Annotated in this window: 13 protein-coding genes; 3 read left to right on the forward strand and 10 right to left on the reverse strand. The window is 53.9% G+C overall.

Translation table 11 applies throughout. The features are described 5' to 3' along the window. The 7 genes from leuC to H8Q75_RS00805 form a co-directional block, all read right to left on the reverse strand. The coding region (gene leuC / locus H8Q75_RS00775; protein WP_297039607.1) for a 3-isopropylmalate dehydratase large subunit at window positions 1-1,219 on the reverse strand (1,219 nt) is incomplete at its 3' end. Window positions 1,220-1,666: 447 nt separating this feature from the next. Further along, a complete protein-coding gene (gene gshB / locus H8Q75_RS00780) occupies window positions 1,667-2,623 on the reverse strand; it encodes a glutathione synthase (RefSeq protein ID WP_024125836.1) in 957 nt (318 codons plus the stop codon). Continuing rightward, window positions 2,623-2,886, reverse strand: a complete 264-nt coding sequence (gene grxC, locus H8Q75_RS00785) for a glutaredoxin 3 (RefSeq protein ID WP_024125835.1) — start codon at window positions 2,884-2,886, stop codon at window positions 2,623-2,625. Before grxC ends, gshB begins: the two co-directional genes overlap by 1 nt. A gap of 113 nt (window positions 2,887-2,999) precedes the next feature. Continuing rightward, window positions 3,000-4,313, reverse strand: coding sequence for a CO2 hydration protein (locus H8Q75_RS00790; RefSeq protein WP_024125834.1), 1,314 nt, complete (start codon window positions 4,311-4,313; stop codon window positions 3,000-3,002). 11 nt (window positions 4,314-4,324) lie between these two features. Next, window positions 4,325-5,803, reverse strand: coding sequence for an NADH-quinone oxidoreductase subunit M (locus tag H8Q75_RS00795; RefSeq protein ID WP_024125833.1), 1,479 nt, complete (start codon window positions 5,801-5,803; stop codon window positions 4,325-4,327). A gap of 27 nt (window positions 5,804-5,830) precedes the next feature. Then, entirely contained in the window at window positions 5,831-7,666 is a 1,836-nt protein-coding gene (locus tag H8Q75_RS00800) for an NAD(P)H-quinone oxidoreductase subunit F (RefSeq protein ID WP_024125832.1), read from the reverse strand. 175 nt (window positions 7,667-7,841) lie between these two features. After that, window positions 7,842-9,146: an HlyD family efflux transporter periplasmic adaptor subunit gene (locus H8Q75_RS00805; protein ID WP_024125831.1), complete on the reverse strand. Its 1,305-nt coding sequence runs from the start codon at window positions 9,144-9,146 to the stop codon at window positions 7,842-7,844. A 300-nt stretch (window positions 9,147-9,446) separates the two neighbouring features. Between H8Q75_RS00805 and H8Q75_RS00810 the strand changes: the two genes are divergently transcribed. After that, complete coding sequence (locus tag H8Q75_RS00810; RefSeq protein WP_297039619.1) at window positions 9,447-9,815, forward strand: FHA domain-containing protein; 369 nt, start codon at window positions 9,447-9,449, stop codon at window positions 9,813-9,815. A gap of 74 nt (window positions 9,816-9,889) precedes the next feature. Further along, window positions 9,890-10,432: a biotin transporter BioY gene (locus H8Q75_RS00815; protein WP_081711829.1), complete on the forward strand. Its 543-nt coding sequence runs from the start codon at window positions 9,890-9,892 to the stop codon at window positions 10,430-10,432. On the opposite strand, the gene cobN is transcribed toward H8Q75_RS00815, so the two are convergent. Next, entirely contained in the window at window positions 10,429-14,112 is a 3,684-nt protein-coding gene (gene cobN, locus H8Q75_RS00820) for a cobaltochelatase subunit CobN (protein WP_024125828.1), read from the reverse strand. The genes H8Q75_RS00815 and cobN overlap by 4 nt on opposite strands. Before the next feature lie 157 nt (window positions 14,113-14,269). Between cobN and H8Q75_RS00825 the strand changes: the two genes are divergently transcribed. Then, the gene (locus H8Q75_RS00825; RefSeq protein ID WP_024125827.1) at window positions 14,270-16,462 is read left to right on the forward strand and encodes an ATP-binding protein; all 2,193 of its coding nucleotides are present in this window, start codon (window positions 14,270-14,272) and stop codon (window positions 16,460-16,462) included. Here H8Q75_RS00825 and coaE read toward each other — a convergent pair. Together coaE and H8Q75_RS00835 are read right to left on the reverse strand one after the other, a co-directional pair. After that, on the reverse strand, window positions 16,433-17,044 hold the full coding sequence (coaE, locus tag H8Q75_RS00830; protein ID WP_297039627.1) for a dephospho-CoA kinase: 612 nt from the start codon (window positions 17,042-17,044) through the stop codon (window positions 16,433-16,435). The genes H8Q75_RS00825 and coaE overlap by 30 nt on opposite strands. Continuing rightward, window positions 17,037-17,597, reverse strand: a complete 561-nt coding sequence (locus tag H8Q75_RS00835; protein ID WP_024125825.1) for an FxLYD domain-containing protein — start codon at window positions 17,595-17,597, stop codon at window positions 17,037-17,039. Before H8Q75_RS00835 ends, coaE begins: the two co-directional genes overlap by 8 nt. Window positions 17,598-17,787 lie beyond the last annotated feature (190 nt).

Below are 17,787 nucleotides of genomic sequence, written 5' to 3' on the forward strand. Positions count from 1 at the left end.
AGCCAGGGTTGCGCCATTCAAACCCTGCGGCTTTGAAAATGACATCTAGGCCTTCAGCTTCGGCTTGGGCTTTCACTCGTTCTGAACCGGGGACAACGAAGGCTTTGACACCGGGTTTGACTTTGCGCCCTTCGACAACTTTGGCCGCCTGCCGCAGGTCACTGATGCGCCCATTGGTACAACTGCCGATAAAGCAGACATCAATCTTGGTTCCTTGAATGGGCTGACCTGGTTGTAGATCCATGTAGGCATAGGCTTCTGCAGCGATCGCCCGTTCTGCTTCGGGCAAGCTCTCTAGGGTGGGCAAGGTTCCATCCACCGCAACGCTCTGGCCGGGGGTAATGCCCCAGGTCACCGTCGGTGCAATATCAGCAGCCGCAAATGTAACAACATCATCGTATTCAGCATCCGCATCACTGGCTAGCGATCGCCACCATGCCACCGCTTCGTCCCAGGCTTTTCCTTGGGGGGCAAAAGGGCGTCCCCTGAGGTAGGCAAAGGTGGTTTCATCGGGGTTGACATAGCCGCAGCGGGCACCTCCCTCAATGGCCATATTGCAGACGGTCATGCGTTCCTCCATTGAAAGTTGGCCAAAGGTGGTACCGGCAAATTCATAGGCATAGCCAACACCACCTTTGACACCCAGGTGGCGAATAACGTGCAGGATGACATCTTTGGCATAGACGCCAGCCCCAAGGGAGCCATTGACTTCCACTTTGCGAACCTTCAGCCTATTGAGAGCAAGGGTCTGGGTGGCCAAAACATCCCGCACTTGACTGGTGCCAATACCGAAGGCGATCGCCCCAAAAGCACCGTGGGTAGAGGTGTGGCTATCGCCGCAGGCAATTGTCATCCCGGGTTGCGTTAACCCCTGCTCCGGGGCAATGACATGGACAATGCCCTGACGACCGGAGCCAATCCCAAAAAAGGGAATATTGTGGGCACGGCAATTCGCCTCAAGGGCTTGCAGCATCTCTTCGGCAAGGGCGTCTTGGAGAGGACGCGCCAGCGTATCTGTAGGCACAATGTGATCCACAGTCGCTATCGTTCGCTGGGGATAGAGCACTGGCAACCCTCGCTCCCGCAGCATGGCAAAGGCTTGGGGACTCGTCACTTCGTGGATCAGGTGCAGGCCAATAAACAGTTGAGTTTGCCCTGAAGGCAGTGTAGCTACTGTGTGCTGTTCCCAAACCTTATCGAAGAGCGTGCCGCGACTCATAGATATGCTAAACAACGTAGATTACCCATTATAGGGAAAAGTAGCAGACTCAGTACAGCAGTTTTGCTTAAGAGGCTGGCTCCTGTAAAAAGGGCCTTAATCCCTATAGCTAAAACTCGCGAACTGTTGGAAACTATTGCAACTGACCTCAATTTCACTGATTTCACGGGGGTAGAATTCAGATAATAGACCATAATAGCTCACACAATCTAGGCATTTACTGCTTAGGGGAGTAGCCACAGTTAATCCTTAAATCATTAGAGTTGACAATCTGGATTTGTCCCGCAGCCAAAGCTCCAACTTGTTAAACGGTCCGCATCTAGGAACTCTATTGGCAAAAATTTACCCTATTCAACCTATACCTGAATTCCCTAAGCCTCCTATGCAGTTAGCACAATTGCTGCAAAAACATTTCCATCTGATCCAGAGAATTGAATGAATGGAACATTAACTGAATAGCCAAGTCATCACCTGTTGAGCGAGGCAAGTCCCATTGAGGCGATCAATTTCGCGAACACCAGTGGGGCTAGTCACATTCACTTCTGTTAAGTAGCCGCCGATAACATCAATGCCAACAAAATAGAGGCCATCGCGTTGAAGGGCAGGAGCGAGGGTTTGACAAATCTGGCGATCGCGCTCCGTAATCTCTGCGGCTGCCACGCGCCCACCCGCGGCCATATTGCCCCGAAATTCATCCCCTGTGGGAATCCGATTAACGGCACCGATCGGCTGGCCGTTGAGGAGAATAATCCGTTTGTCCCCATCCTTAGCCGCGGGTAGGTATTCCTGCAGCATCACAGGCAGTTGTCCCCGTTGGGTACTGATTTCAATCATGGAGTTGAGGTTGCGATCGCCCGCCTGCAAAAAGAGAATGCCTTCGCCCCCTTTGCCCCCCAAGGGTTTGAGCACCGCCATGCCCTGCTGCTGCACAAATTCACGGAGGCGCTGCTTGTCTGCAGTCACAATGGTCTTGGGAATCACACTGGTAAATTGCAGAGCATACATCTTTTCATTGGCATGGCGTAGCCCCGCTGGCGAGTTGAGGACAAGGGTGGTTTGGGGATCGACTAAATCAAGACAGTAGGTGGCATAGAGATAGGCGGCGTTGACGGGCGGATCCTTGCGCATCCACACTGCTCGGAAGGTATTGAGGGGGCGCCATGCGACTGCGCCCGGCTGAAACCAAGGTTGGGGAATCTGCCACTGGCCATCCACCAGTTGCACTGGCGACAACCGGATCGGGGTCAGCGCCGCCCATACCTGACCTTCTTGGATCAGCAGTTGGGAAATTTCCGTTACCCACACCCGTGCCCCTGCCGCTTGTGCAGCCTCCATCAAGGCCACACTGGTATCGTGGCCGGGGTCAAGGCTGGCGATCGGGTCAATAATAAAGGCAATATCCACTAAGCGACCTCTTGCAACAGGGCATCCAATTTTCCTTGAGCCTCCAGGGCATAGAGATCGTCACAGCCACCAATGTGTTCATTGTCAATAAAAATCTGCGGTACCGATCGCCGGCCATGGGCTCGTTTTGCCATCGCACTACGGGCAGCTTCATCTCCATCAATGACGTACTCCGTAAACTTCACTCCTTTGCGCGTCAGCAATTGCTTTGCCCGAATACAAAAAGGACAACGGGACCACGTATAGATTTCGACTTTAGCCACAGCAGTAACACCTCGTTACAAAAATTTACTTTGCTTCCAGCCTAGCAAAAAGGGAGAAGAGATACACCCCCTCTCCCTTCTCCTGCCCTACAACTTTCTACAAATACAAATAACTACAAGTAATTGGGATCTTGAACATTGCGGATTTTGCAGGCTTCAGCAATGCCGTACTGGGGCCGCAAAAAGCGATCCATCTGGGCAACAAAGAAGCGCCGATTCGCCATTAAATGCTCTGGATTGGGATCATCCAAGGGGTAGTAGAAGGCAGCACGGGTGGCTTGCAAAACGGCGGAGGTCACGGTGTACATAGCGTGCTGGAAGGCAATGCCCAATTGCACCAAAATATCATCCTCACCGCGACAGTGCTGGTGGAAGTAATCCCTTAGGTACTGGGGTAAGAAGTGATACATATCTTGGTGGAGCAGCGTTGGTGGAATCCCCGCCGTCCCCACAGGGAATTTATCGGCAAAGAGAATACCATAGTGGAAGTCCACCTGATCAGTGGGCACCTGATTGGCTTGGGCATTGTAGGACTTTGTGCCGCGGAAAGGAGAAGTGCGGTAAAAGACCGCTTCCACATAGGGGAAGGCCGCCTCGTAGAGCCACATAAACCCTTTTTCTTTGGGCACGAGGACATGAACCTCATCGTCAATATAGACATGGTGGTAAATAGGGCGACCGGCAGCGGCAAAAATTCCATTGACCAAGAAGTTCATGGCATCCTTGACACTGGTAATACTGCCCTCATCGTAGCGATCGCTAATCTCAAAGAAGACGGGTGCCATCACTTCCCAAAATAGCCCCAGCACATTCATGTACGTGGCTTGGCGAGCCTGCTCTAAAAAGAGGTCGGGAAAGAGTTTGTACAGCCCAAGCATCAATGGGTTGCGCTTGAAGTAGGCACGAATCGCCTTATCCGCTGCCGCTTTATACTCCTCGGAGTCAAGGTAAATATCCAACTGACCGCCCATGCGGTGCCACATCATTGCCCGCGCTAAATCTTCGGAAAATTCCATGTTGATGCGGTCATGCCAGAGGTGGTGGAGCAGACGGGGCATTTTGCCGGTCTCCCCTTTTTCAATAAATTCCATGAGTTCCGGGTGGGCATGGGCAGGGCCGCGCCAAATCCGCAGATCGGCAGTATCACCGGCGTAGTGATTCGGCAACTCAAAGTATTCCTTGGTCGGAAAATACTTAAAGAAGGGAAAGGGATTAATAAAGACCCGCTCACCGAGATAGAGCAAGTCCCGCCAGTAGAAGTCCATTGGAATTGAGTAGGCCTTGTACATCCCGATAATTTTCATCAGGTTCACGGGGGTATCGGGAATCAGGGCACCTCCTGCCTCAAGGCGGTAAATAATATCGGCGAGGGGATGATCTAGGGGTGGCAGCTTGGCAGAACTGGGGCGCTCCATTGCTTGAACCATGGGAAATTCTCCTAACGCTTGGCTAAGGTGGCAACAATTTCATTGGCACTGGGGACGGCAGCAACGATCTGAGCACTGGTGGTTTCACTCCAACGCACCAGCCAGGTGGGCTGAACCCCCAAAAACAGAATCAACAGGGTCAGGACGAGGGCTGGCATTTTCTCTGACCACACCACGCGCGGGTAGTAGGCAGTGGCATTGTCAAGGCGACCAAAGCAGGTGCGGTTGATCATAATCACGAAATAAACAGCTGTGAGGCCAGTGCCCACCACAGCAATCAGGGTTGGCACGGGGAAAACTCCATAGCTGCCCTGAAAGATCAAAAATTCCGCCACAAACCCCACAAGTCCTGGAATACCCGCGCTCGCCATGCCACCCAAAATTAAGAGGGCACTGGTGGTCGGCAACCCCCGCAGCGGATTGAGCAAGCCATTGAGCACATTCAGTTCCCGGGTGCCGACTTTCGTTTCAATCACGCCCACCAGATAGAACAGGAGTGCCAAGACGAGGCCGTGACTCACCATTTGGGCGATCGCCCCCACCATGCTGAGGTGGGTATGAGCCGCTGCCCCTAGGAGGACGTAACTCATGTGGCCAATGGAACTGTAGGCCACCATCCGTTTAATATCCTTTTGGGCAATGGCCGCAAGGGCACCATAGGCAATCCCCACCGCCGCCACGATCGCCAAGGGACCAGAAAACTGCCCCCAAACCTCTGGAAAATCGCCTAGGGCAAAACGCACCAAGCCATAGGCACCTAGTTTTGCGAATACCCCCCCAAGGAGAATTGCTGTCGGAGTTGAAGCTTCTACATAGGCATCAGGCAACCAACTGTGGAGGGGCACCAACGGCATTTTGATCCCAAAGCCCAAGATCAACAGCAACAGCAGAATCCCTTGAGTGGTGGGTGCCAAGCCAGCGATTTGAATATCGGCACAGTCAAAACTAGGAGCGTGGGTCAGCCAGCCCATTGCCAAAAAGGCAGCGAGGACAAGAATGCCCGACACTGCCGTATAGATGAGAAACTTGACCGCCGCTTGCTCACGACGCTGCCCACCCCAGATCAAAATCAACAGGTAAAAGGGCACCAACTCAAGTTCATAAAAGAGAACAAACAGCAGCAGATTCTGGGCAGCCAAGGCACCTGTAATGCCGGCATTGGCCAAAAGAACAAGGGCATAAAAAAGCCGCTGTCCACTTTTTTCACCCGTCAATACAACCCCAAGGGTCAAGAAGGTTCCCAAAACAATGAGGGGCAGCGAGAGACCATCCACACCAAGGGAATAGTTCAATCCCAAGGGCAACAGCCACGGCAGGAATTCCGTAAATTGCAGTGCGCTCTGCTGGACATCGAACTGTGTCAGCATCCAGAGGGACAGGGCAAAGGTGACACCAGCGATAACTAAAGTAACCGAACGTAGGACTCGCTCTGGCAGCAGCGGCATCAGGAGGGAACCGATCACTGGCAAAACAATTAACAGTGTCAGCATAGGGCAGAAACCTCAAAGAATGGAGCACTAGGCCAGCAGGGGCCAACAAATGGCAATGACTAGAATGGCAACGCCCATCAAAATGGTGAGGATATAGGCCTGGGATTGCCCCGTTGTACTATATTTCAGGCGATCGCCCCCCAAAAGGGTGACCACGCCAAAGGCATTGCCGGTCCCGTCCACAAACGTGCGATCAAACCAAGCGGTAATGCGGGAAATAATATCCACCACTCCCACCACCGTTGCCCTGTAGAGCTTTGGCGTATAGAAGTCGTAAGCCAGCAGATCCTGCACCGACGGTAGGGGGAACTGCACGGGTTTGGGAACTGCTTTGCCGAGATAGACCCATGCGGCTGCACCCCAGCCCAAAAGAGCAGTTACAGTCAGTGCAGCAGCGGTGGTCAAGGAAGGCTGGGTCCAAATCACCCAATCAAAGCGCCCCATGAGAATGGGCAAATGCAGCACGAACCCCAGATCAACGGTCATCGGCAAAATCATCGGCCAAAAGACCTCGGGCGATCGCGCCGTCATCGGTTGGACCTCACCGCCCCAAACTAGGCAAAATGTGCGCCCAAGACTAAAAGCAGCAAAGGTATTCATCAACAGAAGCACCACCCCGACCCAAGGCAGCTGGGCAAAAGCTGTATCCAGCAATTCTGCCTGGGGGAAAAAGCTGGCCAAGGGTGGAACCGCCAGCAGCCCTGCGGAGCCGACGAGGAAGGAGATCCCTGAAATGGGGCGCCGGGACCACAGCCCACCCAGCAGGCGCAGATCTTGGGTAATACTATTCCAGATGATGCCGCCGATGCTCATCATTAGCAGTGCCATGGCCAGGCTATAGGTGAGGATAAAGACAAAAGCTAAGCCCGGCTCCTTGAGGCCAACAGCAATAAACACCCACCCCATGTAGGCACTCACCAAATAGGAGAGGGCGCGTTTAATGTCCACTTGGGCAATGGCGATCAAGGTTCCTCCTAAGGCGGTGACGCTCCCAATCACCAACAAGGCCGTTAGAGCGAATGGGGAAAGGCTGAGGACTGGTGTCAGCTTCACCAGCACCCATGCCCCCGTAGACACAACCACTGCATTCCGCAAAATCGAGGCGGGAATTGGCCCTTCCATTGCCTCATCCAGCCACAGGTGCAGGGGAAACTGGGCACATTTCCCCATCGGACCTGCAATTAGCGCTAAACAAATCAGAGTAATAAGGGTGGGGTTCACTTGAGCCGTTGCCGCCCAAGCCGCTAAATCGTCGTAATTCCAAGAACCGGCAAGGGGGTAAATCGCCAACACTCCCATCAGTAGCACTAAGTCCCCTACCCGTTTCGTTAAAAAGGCATCGCGGGCACCCGTCACCACCAAGGGCTGGTTAAACCACAGTCCAATCAGCAAGTAAGTGGCAAGGGTCAGAATTTCCAAGACCACATAGCTGAAAAAGAGAGAGTCAAGGAGGACCAGCGCCCCCATGCCCCCTTCAAAAAGAGCAAGCAGTGCAAAAAAGCGGGCCCAGCCCCAATCCATCTCCATGTAGCCCACCGCAAAAACCTGGGCCAGCAAATTTAAGCCCGTGATCAGCATCAGGGCGGTAGTTGTCAAGATCGAAATTTCAACGGGAATGTCAAAGTGCAGACCCGCCACATCCAGCCACGTCCAGTGCAAATACTGCGGTGGTTGGTTGGCGATCGCCACCGTTGCCAACAGGGCATGCACAAAGGAGAAAAAGGTGAGCAAGATATTCAAATAGCCCGCTGGCCGTGGCCCCGTTTTCCGCGTAATCCCCGGTGACCAAATCAAGGACAGCACCATTCCTGTCAGGGAGTAGAAGGGAATGAGCCATACTGTGTCCGCCAATGATTGCAACATAAACCCCGCTTATGGCTATGGATAAGACTGATTAGATTTAATCTTATCTATGAATGGTGCTGCACTTCACAGGGTCAAGAATAAAGTTGCATCAATATCCCTTATTGCCTAGATAAAAGGCAACTATGAAGGTTGTTATGAAGGTTGCCTATCCCAGAGGATTAAATACAAAAGCCTAGGGGCTAATTTGAAAGGTCACCCGTGCAGTGTAGCCCACATAGCAAAAGTTACCGTCACCCCAATCGTGGTCAGAATCTAGCTCAACACGCACTTGACTTTGACGCGGATAGTTTTCGGGAATTGGAATGACCTGATCATCACCGGGGTTGAGGCGCCCCAAGCCAGAGCGAATATTGGTGACTGTGCCCTGAAGAACTTTCCCTTTGGCCCCATAGAGTTCAATCTTTGCCCGAGTGCCCGGATGGATGAGCCGCAGTGATTGTTCATCCACAAAGACATCGATCCAACGACGCCCACAATCCAACAACTGCAAAATTTGATCCCCTTTACCGAGAAACATCCCCGGACGGGCATCCACATGCCAGACATAACCGGCAATGGGAGCAGTCACCTTCACCACTTTGCGCTGAGCAACCTCCCGCTGGGCTTGGGCAACCTGTCGTTGTTGGGCAGCGATTTCCCGTTGAATCCCTTGGACGATCGCCTGCTGTTCGCTAATCTGAATTTGTAACTCTTGCAGCCGTAGGCGGGGGTCATAGTTACTGCGAGTGTTGCGCAGTGTCAGCCCCAATGCAGCAGCACGGGCATCGGCCTCCAGCGCCTCAACGGTGCGAGCCGCAGCTTCCACATCCCGTTGACGAGCAGCCACTTGGGCTTGGCTTTGCTGCAACTCCGTTAGAGCCGCATCGGCTTGGGCTTGGGGTACTGCTCCCTGCTGTGCTAACTGGCTAAAGCGCTGGTAGTTAATTTGTGCCAGTTGATAGCGTGCCTTGGCATCCGCAAGCTTGGCCTGAGCTGCTGCGAGTTCTGCTTGAGCAGCAGCCACTTGGCGATTGGTTTGCTCTACCTCTAGTCTGTGCTGATTGCGTTCATCCCTTTGGGCAGAGGCAAGGAGTTTTTGCAATTGAGCCAACTTTGCCTGAGCAGCTTCTAATTCTCCCCGCCGCCGCTCTAACCATTTTTCAACTTCTCGAGCGTTGCCTTGACTGACATAGTCATTTTCTATGAGGGCTAAGGGGGCAGCGGTGGGTTCGATAAAGTCCCCTACCTGCGCCTGGAGTTTCTCCAGTGTTCCTTCTTCTGGAGCACGCACGTTCACAATCACGCCATTAATAACTGCATCGCGACTACGCACCGTTGTTAAATGGCGGTAGAGAAACCAGCCTGCAAAGGCAAGGATGCCACACCCGGCTGCGAAAACTAACAGATTAGCAAGGAGCGATCGCCGTAGCTTGAGTTGCTGAGCCGGTACAACCTGATTTTTAATCTCCGTCAAAGAAGTTGGGGCCGGCTTGTTCATAGGAACCTTATAACAAGTTAGTTAAAGCAAATAAAATTACCTCGCTATTTTGTCTCACTGATGTATGTATCTAAATTGATACGTGAGAGCCTTACTCCAAAAACTTTTTTACTTAAAATAGTTTTTCCCTGGTTCTATCTAAACACAGTTCCTAACCTTTTGTTATCCGTAAAAATACTGAAGTTGACATCTGCAGATCAAAAGCACCCAATCTCGGATTCCCATAGATTTTCAAAATCTCAGCCATCTCCAAAAGTACGGATGGAGTACCTATGATAAAAGTATTCGTGGTCAACCCTCATGATGCGCTTTCCAGATGTTGACAAACAAGCATGGCTGCTTGTGCGCTCCCAAGGCGTGGTGGTGGGCAAGTATCACCTCACAGGAAAAGCGTGCTGGAAAATTGGCCGCGGCAGCGACTGTGACATTATTATTCATGATCCCTATATTTCCCGGCATCAGGCAACCATTGAACTGCGGCCTCGTGGCAATGCCGTAGTGTATCTAATCCGTGACAACAATAGTCGCAATGGTACAGTGGTTAACGGTACTCCTCTATCGGATGAGCGGGTATTACACCATGGGGACATTATCATGATGGGGGATACAGATCTCACATTTCACTATACGAGTCCGTCAGTTACACCGAACGTGTTGCAGCGCTCTTGAGAAACGACTTGTCACCCCTTGATGAATTTTTGTGGGCGATTTTAGGCCTCCTCCTAACCGTTGCCGGAACGTTCATGGAAGCAGCGATCGCCCTCCCCAACTTCTTTAACGCGGCGGGGCAGTTTGTTTTACCCACCTCATGGGCAGCGGTTCCAGTGCAGCCGTTACCAGTCTCCTACCAGGTGGCCGCTGTTCTCTTTGTCGGCTGTATGGGGGGACGGCAAGCCGCAGCTCTCTCACAGGTGGCCTATTTGATTCTGGGGCTGAGCGGGTTTCAGGTTTTTTCCCAAGGGGGCGGCCTAGGCTATTGGCATGAACCGACATTCGGGTACCTCTTGGGTTTTGTGCCGGGGGCCTGGGTCTGTGGTTGGCTGGCCTTTCGCCCCCAAAAACGGGTTAGTTTAGAATGGCTTGCCTTGAGCAGCCTAGGGGGACTGGTGCTCATTCATGTCTGCGGTGCCCTCTACCTCAGTGCTCTGGCTCTTGCAGGGCAGTTGAGTTACCCCTTGGTGGAGCTACTAGAGCAGTATTCGCTTTTTGCCTTGCCGGGGCAGTTGGTGATTGTCTGCTTGGTGGCGGCAGTCGCGCGGGTGCTGCGCCTGATTTTGCTGTACTAGGGGGCACTGTTGCCCTCAATTAAACCTTCGGCCTCAAGGGCGAGCGATCGCAGGCGGTCTAACATCTGCGGATCAGGTGCCTGCCACAGTTGGCGTTGGGCAGCTTCCAGGAGTCGCTCAGCCATGTCCCGCAGTGCCCAAGGATTATGGCGTGCCACAAAGGCTTGCATTGCGCTATCGAGCAAATAGGTCTGGGCGATGCCTGTAAACACATAATCGGGTACACAGCGAGCCGTAGCGGCATAGCCAAAGAGATAATCTACCGTGGCCGCCATTTCGAAGGCGCCTTTGTAGCCATGACGCTTGATGCCTGCTAGCCATTTGGGATTAATGACGCGGGAGCGATAGACCCGCAGCAGTTCCTCTTGCAGAGTGCGAATTTTCGGCTGCTCTGGCCGTGAGTGATCGCCAAAGTAAACCGTGGGCTGCTGCCCTGATCGCGATCGCACCGCAACGGTCAAGCCCCCCTGAAACTGGTAATAATCATCGGAATCTAAGAGATCGTGCTCGCGGTTGTCTTGGTTTTGCAGCACCACTTGCAGTTGACTGAGCCGCTGCTCTAGGGCTTCCGCTGCATTGTGGCTGTGGGCTTCCCCAGTGTAGGCATAGCTACTCCAGTGGATGTAGGCGCGGGCAAGATCCTCATCCCCCTGCCAGTTTTGGGCTTCGATGAGTCCTTGGAGTCCGGCACCATAGGCACCAGGTTTGGAACCAAAGATGCGAAAGCATGCCCGTTCCCGAGCTTGATCCAAGGGGAGACCCTGCTGTTGCCAATACTCTGTTTCTTTGGCCACTTGAGCGGCCAGGGGATTTTGATCGGGGGGTTCTGGCAGTTGGCTCACCCGCTGCACCGCCTCATCAAAGAGGGCAATGAGGTTGGGAAAAGCATCCCGGAAAAAACCGGAGATGCGCAGCATGACATCCACCCGTGGCCGACCCAACAGCGACAAGGGAATCACCTCCAAATCGACCACCCGCCGTGAGGCGCCTTCCCAGACCGGTCGGACTCCTAAAAGGGCGAGGGCTTGGGCAATATCATCGCCGCCGGTGCGCATTGTTGCTGTGCCCCACACCGAGAGGCCAAGGGTACGGGGAAAGTCGCCCTGCTCTTGACAATAGCGTTCGATCAGTGCCGCCGCCGCTCGTTCCGCCAATGCCCAAGCAGCCTCTGTCGGCACTGCCCGCAGATCCACTGCATAGAAATTCCGTCCCGTGGGTAAGACATCGGGACGACCGCGAGTGGGGGCACCAGCGGCTCCACTGGGAACATAGCCACCATTGAGGCCGTGGAGGAAGTGGTCAATTTCTTGGCGGGTCTGTTGCAGGGCAGGGTAGAGGACCGTGCGAATCCAATCCAGTACCTGCTGAGTTGCGCGGCCACAGGGGAAATCAGGGGTACCCAGAAGCAAACTTTCTACCCATTTTGCCGCCTCTGCCTCTAGGGCATTTTGCCACTCGCCCACGGAGCGGTAGCCGGGGACAGGACTGGGAGCGGTTGGATCAGCGGTGAGGGGGTCTAAATCCACCCCTTGATCCTGTGCCAGAGCCCGAGTGAGACCCCTGTGCTGGTCACTGGGAGTGCGGGCGATCGCCACCATTAGATCTCGCAACTGCCGCCCTTGGGGACATTGGCCAAGAATATGTAGGCCATCGCGAATCTGGGCATCCCGTAAATCACAGAGGTAGCCATCGGTGCGAGCCAGCCATTCTAGCCATGTTTCTTGCGGTCGGGGGGGTGGAATCTCCTGATCTAGATCTAGTTCTTGGACCAGGGTTTCAATTTGCTGCCGTAGGACGCTTAAGCGGGGGCGATCAAACTGCTCAGCAGCGTAGTATTCCTCAATGTAGTGGCTGAGGGTCTCTAGGCCACCATACAACTCGGCACGGGTGAGGGGCGGTGTCAGATGATCCAAAATCACCGCTTGGGCGCGGCGTTTGGCCTGGGCGCCTTCACCGGGGTCGTTGACAATAAAGGGGTAAAAATGGGGCACAGGGCCAAGGGCAATTTCAGGGAAGCAGGTATCACTGAGGGCTATCCCTTTGCCCGGCAGCCATTCGAGATTGCCGTGCTTGCCCACATGGACAATTGCATCCGCCCCAAAGACATGGCGCAACCAAAAGTAAAAGGCGAGATACTCTGGGGTAGGTTCCAAATCGGGGGCATGGTAATTCAAACTGGGGTCGCGATCGTAGCCCCGACTGGGTTGGACGCCGACAAAAATGTTCCCCCAACAGTCACCCGCAATGGGGAGATCGGTGGTGGGTGCCGGCCAGCGTTGGTTAATGGCCGCCTGTACTGCCCTTGGTAGGTTCCGAAAATAGTGCTGGTAGGTGTCAAGGGAGAGGGTATAGCGGGGCAGCCGCCAGTGATTGCCTTCGGGGTCGTTGGTGCGATAGCGGCTGAGGTGTTGGATTAGGGCATCGCCATCCTTGGGTAAGGGGTTAGGGCCAAGATCATAGCCCGCCTGTTGCAGTGCCCTGAGCAGTGCCACGGTACTGTTGGGGGTATCAAGGCCGACGCCGTTGGCAAGGCGACCATCGCGGCAGGGGTAGTTGGCTAAGATGAGGGCAATGCGGCGTTCAGCTGGGGCTTTGCGGCGGAGCTTCAGCCAGTTGGCGGCCAGTTCACTGACCCAGTCTAGGCGATCGCCCACTGGGACATAGGTGGTCACGGTGGTTTCCACCTCTGGTTGAATTTGTGCTATTGCCTTAAAGGACACGGCACGGGTAATGATGCGGCCATCCACCTCCGGCAAAACCACATGCATTGCTAAGTCCCGGGGGGTGAGCCCTTGGGGGTTTTGCTGCCATGTTTCAAACGTGCTACTGCTGAGAATGACCTGTAAAACGGGAACGTCCAATTGCTGCCACAGATTGACCTCGTTGGCTTTGGCGATCGCGAACCCCGTTGTATTGAGAATCAGTTCTACCTTGCCCTGCCATGCTGCCAGCAGTCCCCGTTGAATTTCTGGGTCTTGGAGCGAGGAGACAAACACGGCAACAGGCGCCAATTGCCGCTGCATCAAGGCCTGAGCAAGGGTCTCAATCACAGCGGTGTTGCCCGCCAAGTAATGGGCACGGTAAAAGAGAATGCCCACCTGTGGCCAATCCCTTGCTATTTTCCCCTGAATAGGATAAACGCCCCAGCGGGGAATCCTTTGGGGAGGGCGGGGAGGAGCCCCCCAACCGCAGCCGTAGTGGCCAATAAACTCAAGGGCCCGGCGAATATTCTCCAATCCTCCTTCACAAAAGTAGTGCCAGAGGCGATCAACTTGCGCCAGTGGCCAACTGGAGAGGCTCATCAGTTCTAGATCGGGGCGATCGTCCCCCGGCAGCAAAATCAACTGTCCCCCCCGATCGCTGACCATTTGCTGTGCCACCTCGAGACCATAGCTCCAATAGCTGCGTCCCCCCAAGAGGCGAATCACCACAACATCGGCCTTCCCCAGAACGCGATCGCCATAGTCATCAATGGCTGCTGCCGCTTGTAAATGCAGTAAGTTAGCAAGGCGCAGCGACGGAAAATCCTTTGGCAGTTGATGGTAGGCTTGGGCCAGCAGAGCAATATCCGTATCCGCTCCCGTTAAAATAACAATGGGAGCACTACTTTGCTGTAGAAATGCAACATTGCTGTTATCTGTAGCAATAGTCAGATCATTGAACGTAAGAATTCGATGCATAGGTTGACAACAATCATTAAAAAAACCGGTGGGCTTTTCCCCTGTTCCTTCCGAACCGCTACAACAGAAATGAATAGGAAAAGCCGATAGTAATCACACCGCCCCTGGCGATGCCCCTTCCTGCGATGAACCGATCAAGGATTGAACTTAAAAAACTATGCACCAGCCCGTCTTTGATCGAATTTTACCAGCATTTTTCTATGAACGAATTGCCACAGTCCTGCTCGCAGAAGCAAGCCATCGCAGGGCAACTGTCCTCACCCGTGAAGAGGTTATCCCGTCTGCCGATGCCCCTTTTCTCGTCGTGGTGGCAGAGACCTTTGCACTGCTATTGCAGGCAGAACCCGTGCCGCAGATGAGTACCTATCGGGTAGAAATTCTCACTGACCCTAGGGCGATCGCCCGCTTTTTGCGCAAAATCCGTAGCCAAGTTCCTGTGAACCGCCGCCCCCTGATCCGCGCTGTCTTGCAGCAACTGACCCCCTTAAATGCCAAGGAACAGATGTTGCCCGCTGATCTGGTGATCGCGCTCATGGCGGTTCTCAGTGAAGAAATGGCCGCCCAGTGCCAAAGTTGCCAACCCCTAGTGACAGCTGCCCTCAATGAACGCCAAGCCCAAGAACGGCTGCTGCATCAGGTGACAACCCAAATTCGCCAGAGCCTGGAGCTGCCTGAACTCTTGAAAACAGCCGTGGATCGCATTCGCGAGTTTTTGGATGTGGATCGGTTGCTGGTGGGGCAATTCGGTCAGACCGAAGGGGAACTGCACGGCCAAATCACCTATGAATCCTGCCGCAATAGCGAAATTCCCTCGGTTTTGGGAATATGGGATGAATGTTGGCAGTGGTCAGCTTTACCTAGCAGTAGCTATCAGCGCCTGAGTCAGGGTGAGGCGATTGTGGTGAGTGACATTCAACAGTTCTATGCGGAGGTGCCCTGCCTCCAGTCCTTTGCCGCTCACTGGCAGATCAAGTCATGGCTAATTGTGCCCATTATGGTTCAAGATAGGCTCTGGGGAGTGCTCATTGCTCACCAGTGCGATCGCCCCCGCCAGTGGCAACCCCAGGAGGTTGAATTTCTCACGCACCTCAGTCAACACCTAAGCATTGCCATTTACCAAGCGCAAATCTACAGCGAACTACAACAGCAAAAGGCCACCCTCGAACAGCGGGTGAATGAACGCACCCAGGCGCTGCGGGAAGCCCTAAGTGCTATGGAAGCCGCCCACCGGATTAAAAACGACTTTTTGGCAACCATGAGTCATGAACTGCGCACGCCCCTCACCTGTGTCATTGGGGTTTCCGCCACCCTACTGCGCTGGCCTCTTGGCCCATTGACAGCAAAACAGCGGGAATATCTGGAAATTATCCATGAGAGTGGTACCCACCTGCTGGAGTTAATCAACAGCATTCTCGATCTCTCGGAGGCAGAATTGGGGCGATCGCACCTCCATCGCAGCGCCTTTTCAATTCGGCAACTGTGTACGGACTGCATTGAAGTCGCCAAACCCCAAGCCCACCGCCATCAGGTGAACCTGCGCCATCAACTGATGATCCCGCCTAGTCGCGATCGCTTTTGGGGAGACTATCGCCGCATCCAGCAAATTCTCATTAACCTGCTCAGCAATGCTATCAAGTTCACGCCTGCCAGGGGGGAAGTGATTCTACGGGCATGGTGGAAAGAGGATGAACTCATTTTTCAAGTGCAGGACAATGGCATTGGCATCCCTGCACACCTACAACCCTTGCTGTTTCAAAAATTTCAACAATTGGATAGCTCCTTTGGCCGCGCCTATACCGGCGCAGGTTTGGGGTTAGCCCTCACCAAGCAGTGGGTGGATCTGCACCATGGCTGGATTGATGTGGAGTCCACCGAAGGCAAAGGCAGTACCTTCACGGTGGGGCTGCCGGCAATTCCTTCAGACCCTCCACCAGACCCCCCTAAACTCAAGCTGGATGTCCCGCCTCTGGCAACAACGGATGTGCTGGTGGAACCTGAAGGGCGAATTGTTCTTGTGAGTGAGGACGAAGCCACGGCCACACTCATCTGCTCGATTTTGACTACCGCAGGCTATCAAGTGATTTGGCTGGTGGATGCTGAAGTGGAACGCTTGCTGGCACTGACCCCGATTGCGGTTCTTTTGGCAGAACCCTTTAGCTATGGCAATGTGCAGGAGTTAGTGGATCAGTTGCGGCAACGCTGCACCCCTGAGCAACTCAAGATTTTCATTTTGGGGTCAAAGGACAATTACCAAGGGGTTGAGCGCTACATTCCCTTGCCCATTAATCCAGAAAGTTTCCTACAACAGGTGACCATGGGGCTAACTTCCCTTGCCATTTCTGGCCAGTAGGGAAAAGGCCTGATCCACCTGACGGTAAAGTTCCTCCCGAGAACCTGTATTCCAGAGCACTGTATCTGCCCGCCGAATTTTTTCCTCTAGGGGCAGTTGACTGGCTAGGCGTTGGGCAGCTGCATGCCCAGCGAGGCGATCGCGCTGCTGCAGACGGGCTAACTGTTGCTCAGGGGTAGCCGCTACTACCCAAATGTGATCCACTAACCCTTCAAGATGTACTTCAAACAGTAGGGGAATGACCAAGGCCAGCAGGGGTTGCTCACAGGTATCAATCGCTTGCTCCATCTCGGCAATTACCCAAGGGTGGATTTGGGCCTCTAGCCATTGACGCTCCTGCGGCTGAGCAAAGATAATTTCCCCTAAACGGGAGCGATCGAGGGTACCGTCATTACGGCAAATCCCCTCACCATAGCGATCAACAATGGCTTGATAAATGGGTGTGCCGACGGCAACCCCTTGCCGCGCTAATATATCGGCATCGACAATGGGCACCCCATACTGCTGCTGCAAATAACCAGCCACCACAGATTTACCGCAGGCAATCCCCCCGGTGATACCGAGCCGAAAGGGACTAGACACCTCCCTGGAGCAGTACTGGGGGCTGGCTTAACCGTACCCGTGCGCCACTATCTGCCGGCACGGTAGGCAGCATTTGCTGAAATGTCACCGTTTGACCCGGAGCCACTGTGGCGGGTTCAGGGGTGGCGGCACCAGTTTGGAGAATTTCTCCATTGGCAGCCACAATTTCATAGTTAATAGATTGAATGGTCACGGGTTGGCGGTTGTTGTTTGTAACTGTGCCTTTCACCACTGAAGACCCCGGTAACCTAATAACCGGCTCCAACTGGGGTTGACTGACGCGGATGTTGCGCAGGAGCTCTTGTTCTAGAGCTTTGGGATCAACTTCTTGGGAAGCCCCTGGTGTGGTGGGTGCAGAAGCGGCGGCTGCTCCAGAAAGGTTGAGCAAGTGGTTCCAGTAGCGCTGGTTACGCCCCCACTCAGAAGGGGAGTTGCCAATAATCACAATGTCACCCGCAACCCGTTGTGCCAAGGCCGGCAGAGGGGCGATCGCTCCAAGGAGCACAATACCGGTTAACCAAAGGGGGAATGGCAATGGATGTCTTTTTAGCATGGCGCACACTCCATACAATGCAGCCTACCTTCTATCCTAGTGCAACTGGATGTGAGGGTTGCCCTCAGCCAGCTGCCCTCAATATCGCCACAGGGGGATTTATCGCAACAACGGCATATTGACAATTTGTGGCTCAATACCCGCACTCTTGAGCAGATCCTGCCACTGCTGTTTAATTACAGGGTTATCA

Source organism: Thermosynechococcus sp. OHK43 (genome assembly GCF_014466085.1).
Lineage (GTDB): Bacteria > Cyanobacteriota > Cyanobacteriia > Thermosynechococcales > Thermosynechococcaceae > Thermosynechococcus.

What these genes read in the sequence shown, in the direction of transcription:
- H8Q75_RS00825 (WP_024125827.1), top strand. Translation starts at nt 14,270, where the DNA reads ATGCACCAGCCCGTCTTTGATCGAATTTTACCAGCATTTTTCTATGAA.
- H8Q75_RS00790 (WP_024125834.1), bottom strand. Translation starts at nt 4,313, where the DNA reads ATGGTTCAAGCAATGGAGCGCCCCAGTTCTGCCAAGCTGCCACCCCTA.
- H8Q75_RS00815 (WP_081711829.1), top strand. Translation starts at nt 9,890, where the DNA reads ATGGAAGCAGCGATCGCCCTCCCCAACTTCTTTAACGCGGCGGGGCAG.
- H8Q75_RS00810 (WP_297039619.1), top strand. Translation starts at nt 9,447, where the DNA reads ATGATGCGCTTTCCAGATGTTGACAAACAAGCATGGCTGCTTGTGCGC.
- H8Q75_RS00795 (WP_024125833.1), bottom strand. Translation starts at nt 5,803, where the DNA reads ATGCTGACACTGTTAATTGTTTTGCCAGTGATCGGTTCCCTCCTGATG.
- H8Q75_RS00835 (WP_024125825.1), bottom strand. Translation starts at nt 17,597, where the DNA reads ATGCTAAAAAGACATCCATTGCCATTCCCCCTTTGGTTAACCGGTATT.
- H8Q75_RS00805 (WP_024125831.1), bottom strand. Translation starts at nt 9,146, where the DNA reads ATGAACAAGCCGGCCCCAACTTCTTTGACGGAGATTAAAAATCAGGTT.
- cobN (WP_024125828.1), bottom strand. Translation starts at nt 14,112, where the DNA reads ATGCATCGAATTCTTACGTTCAATGATCTGACTATTGCTACAGATAAC.
- H8Q75_RS00800 (WP_024125832.1), bottom strand. Translation starts at nt 7,666, where the DNA reads ATGTTGCAATCATTGGCGGACACAGTATGGCTCATTCCCTTCTACTCC.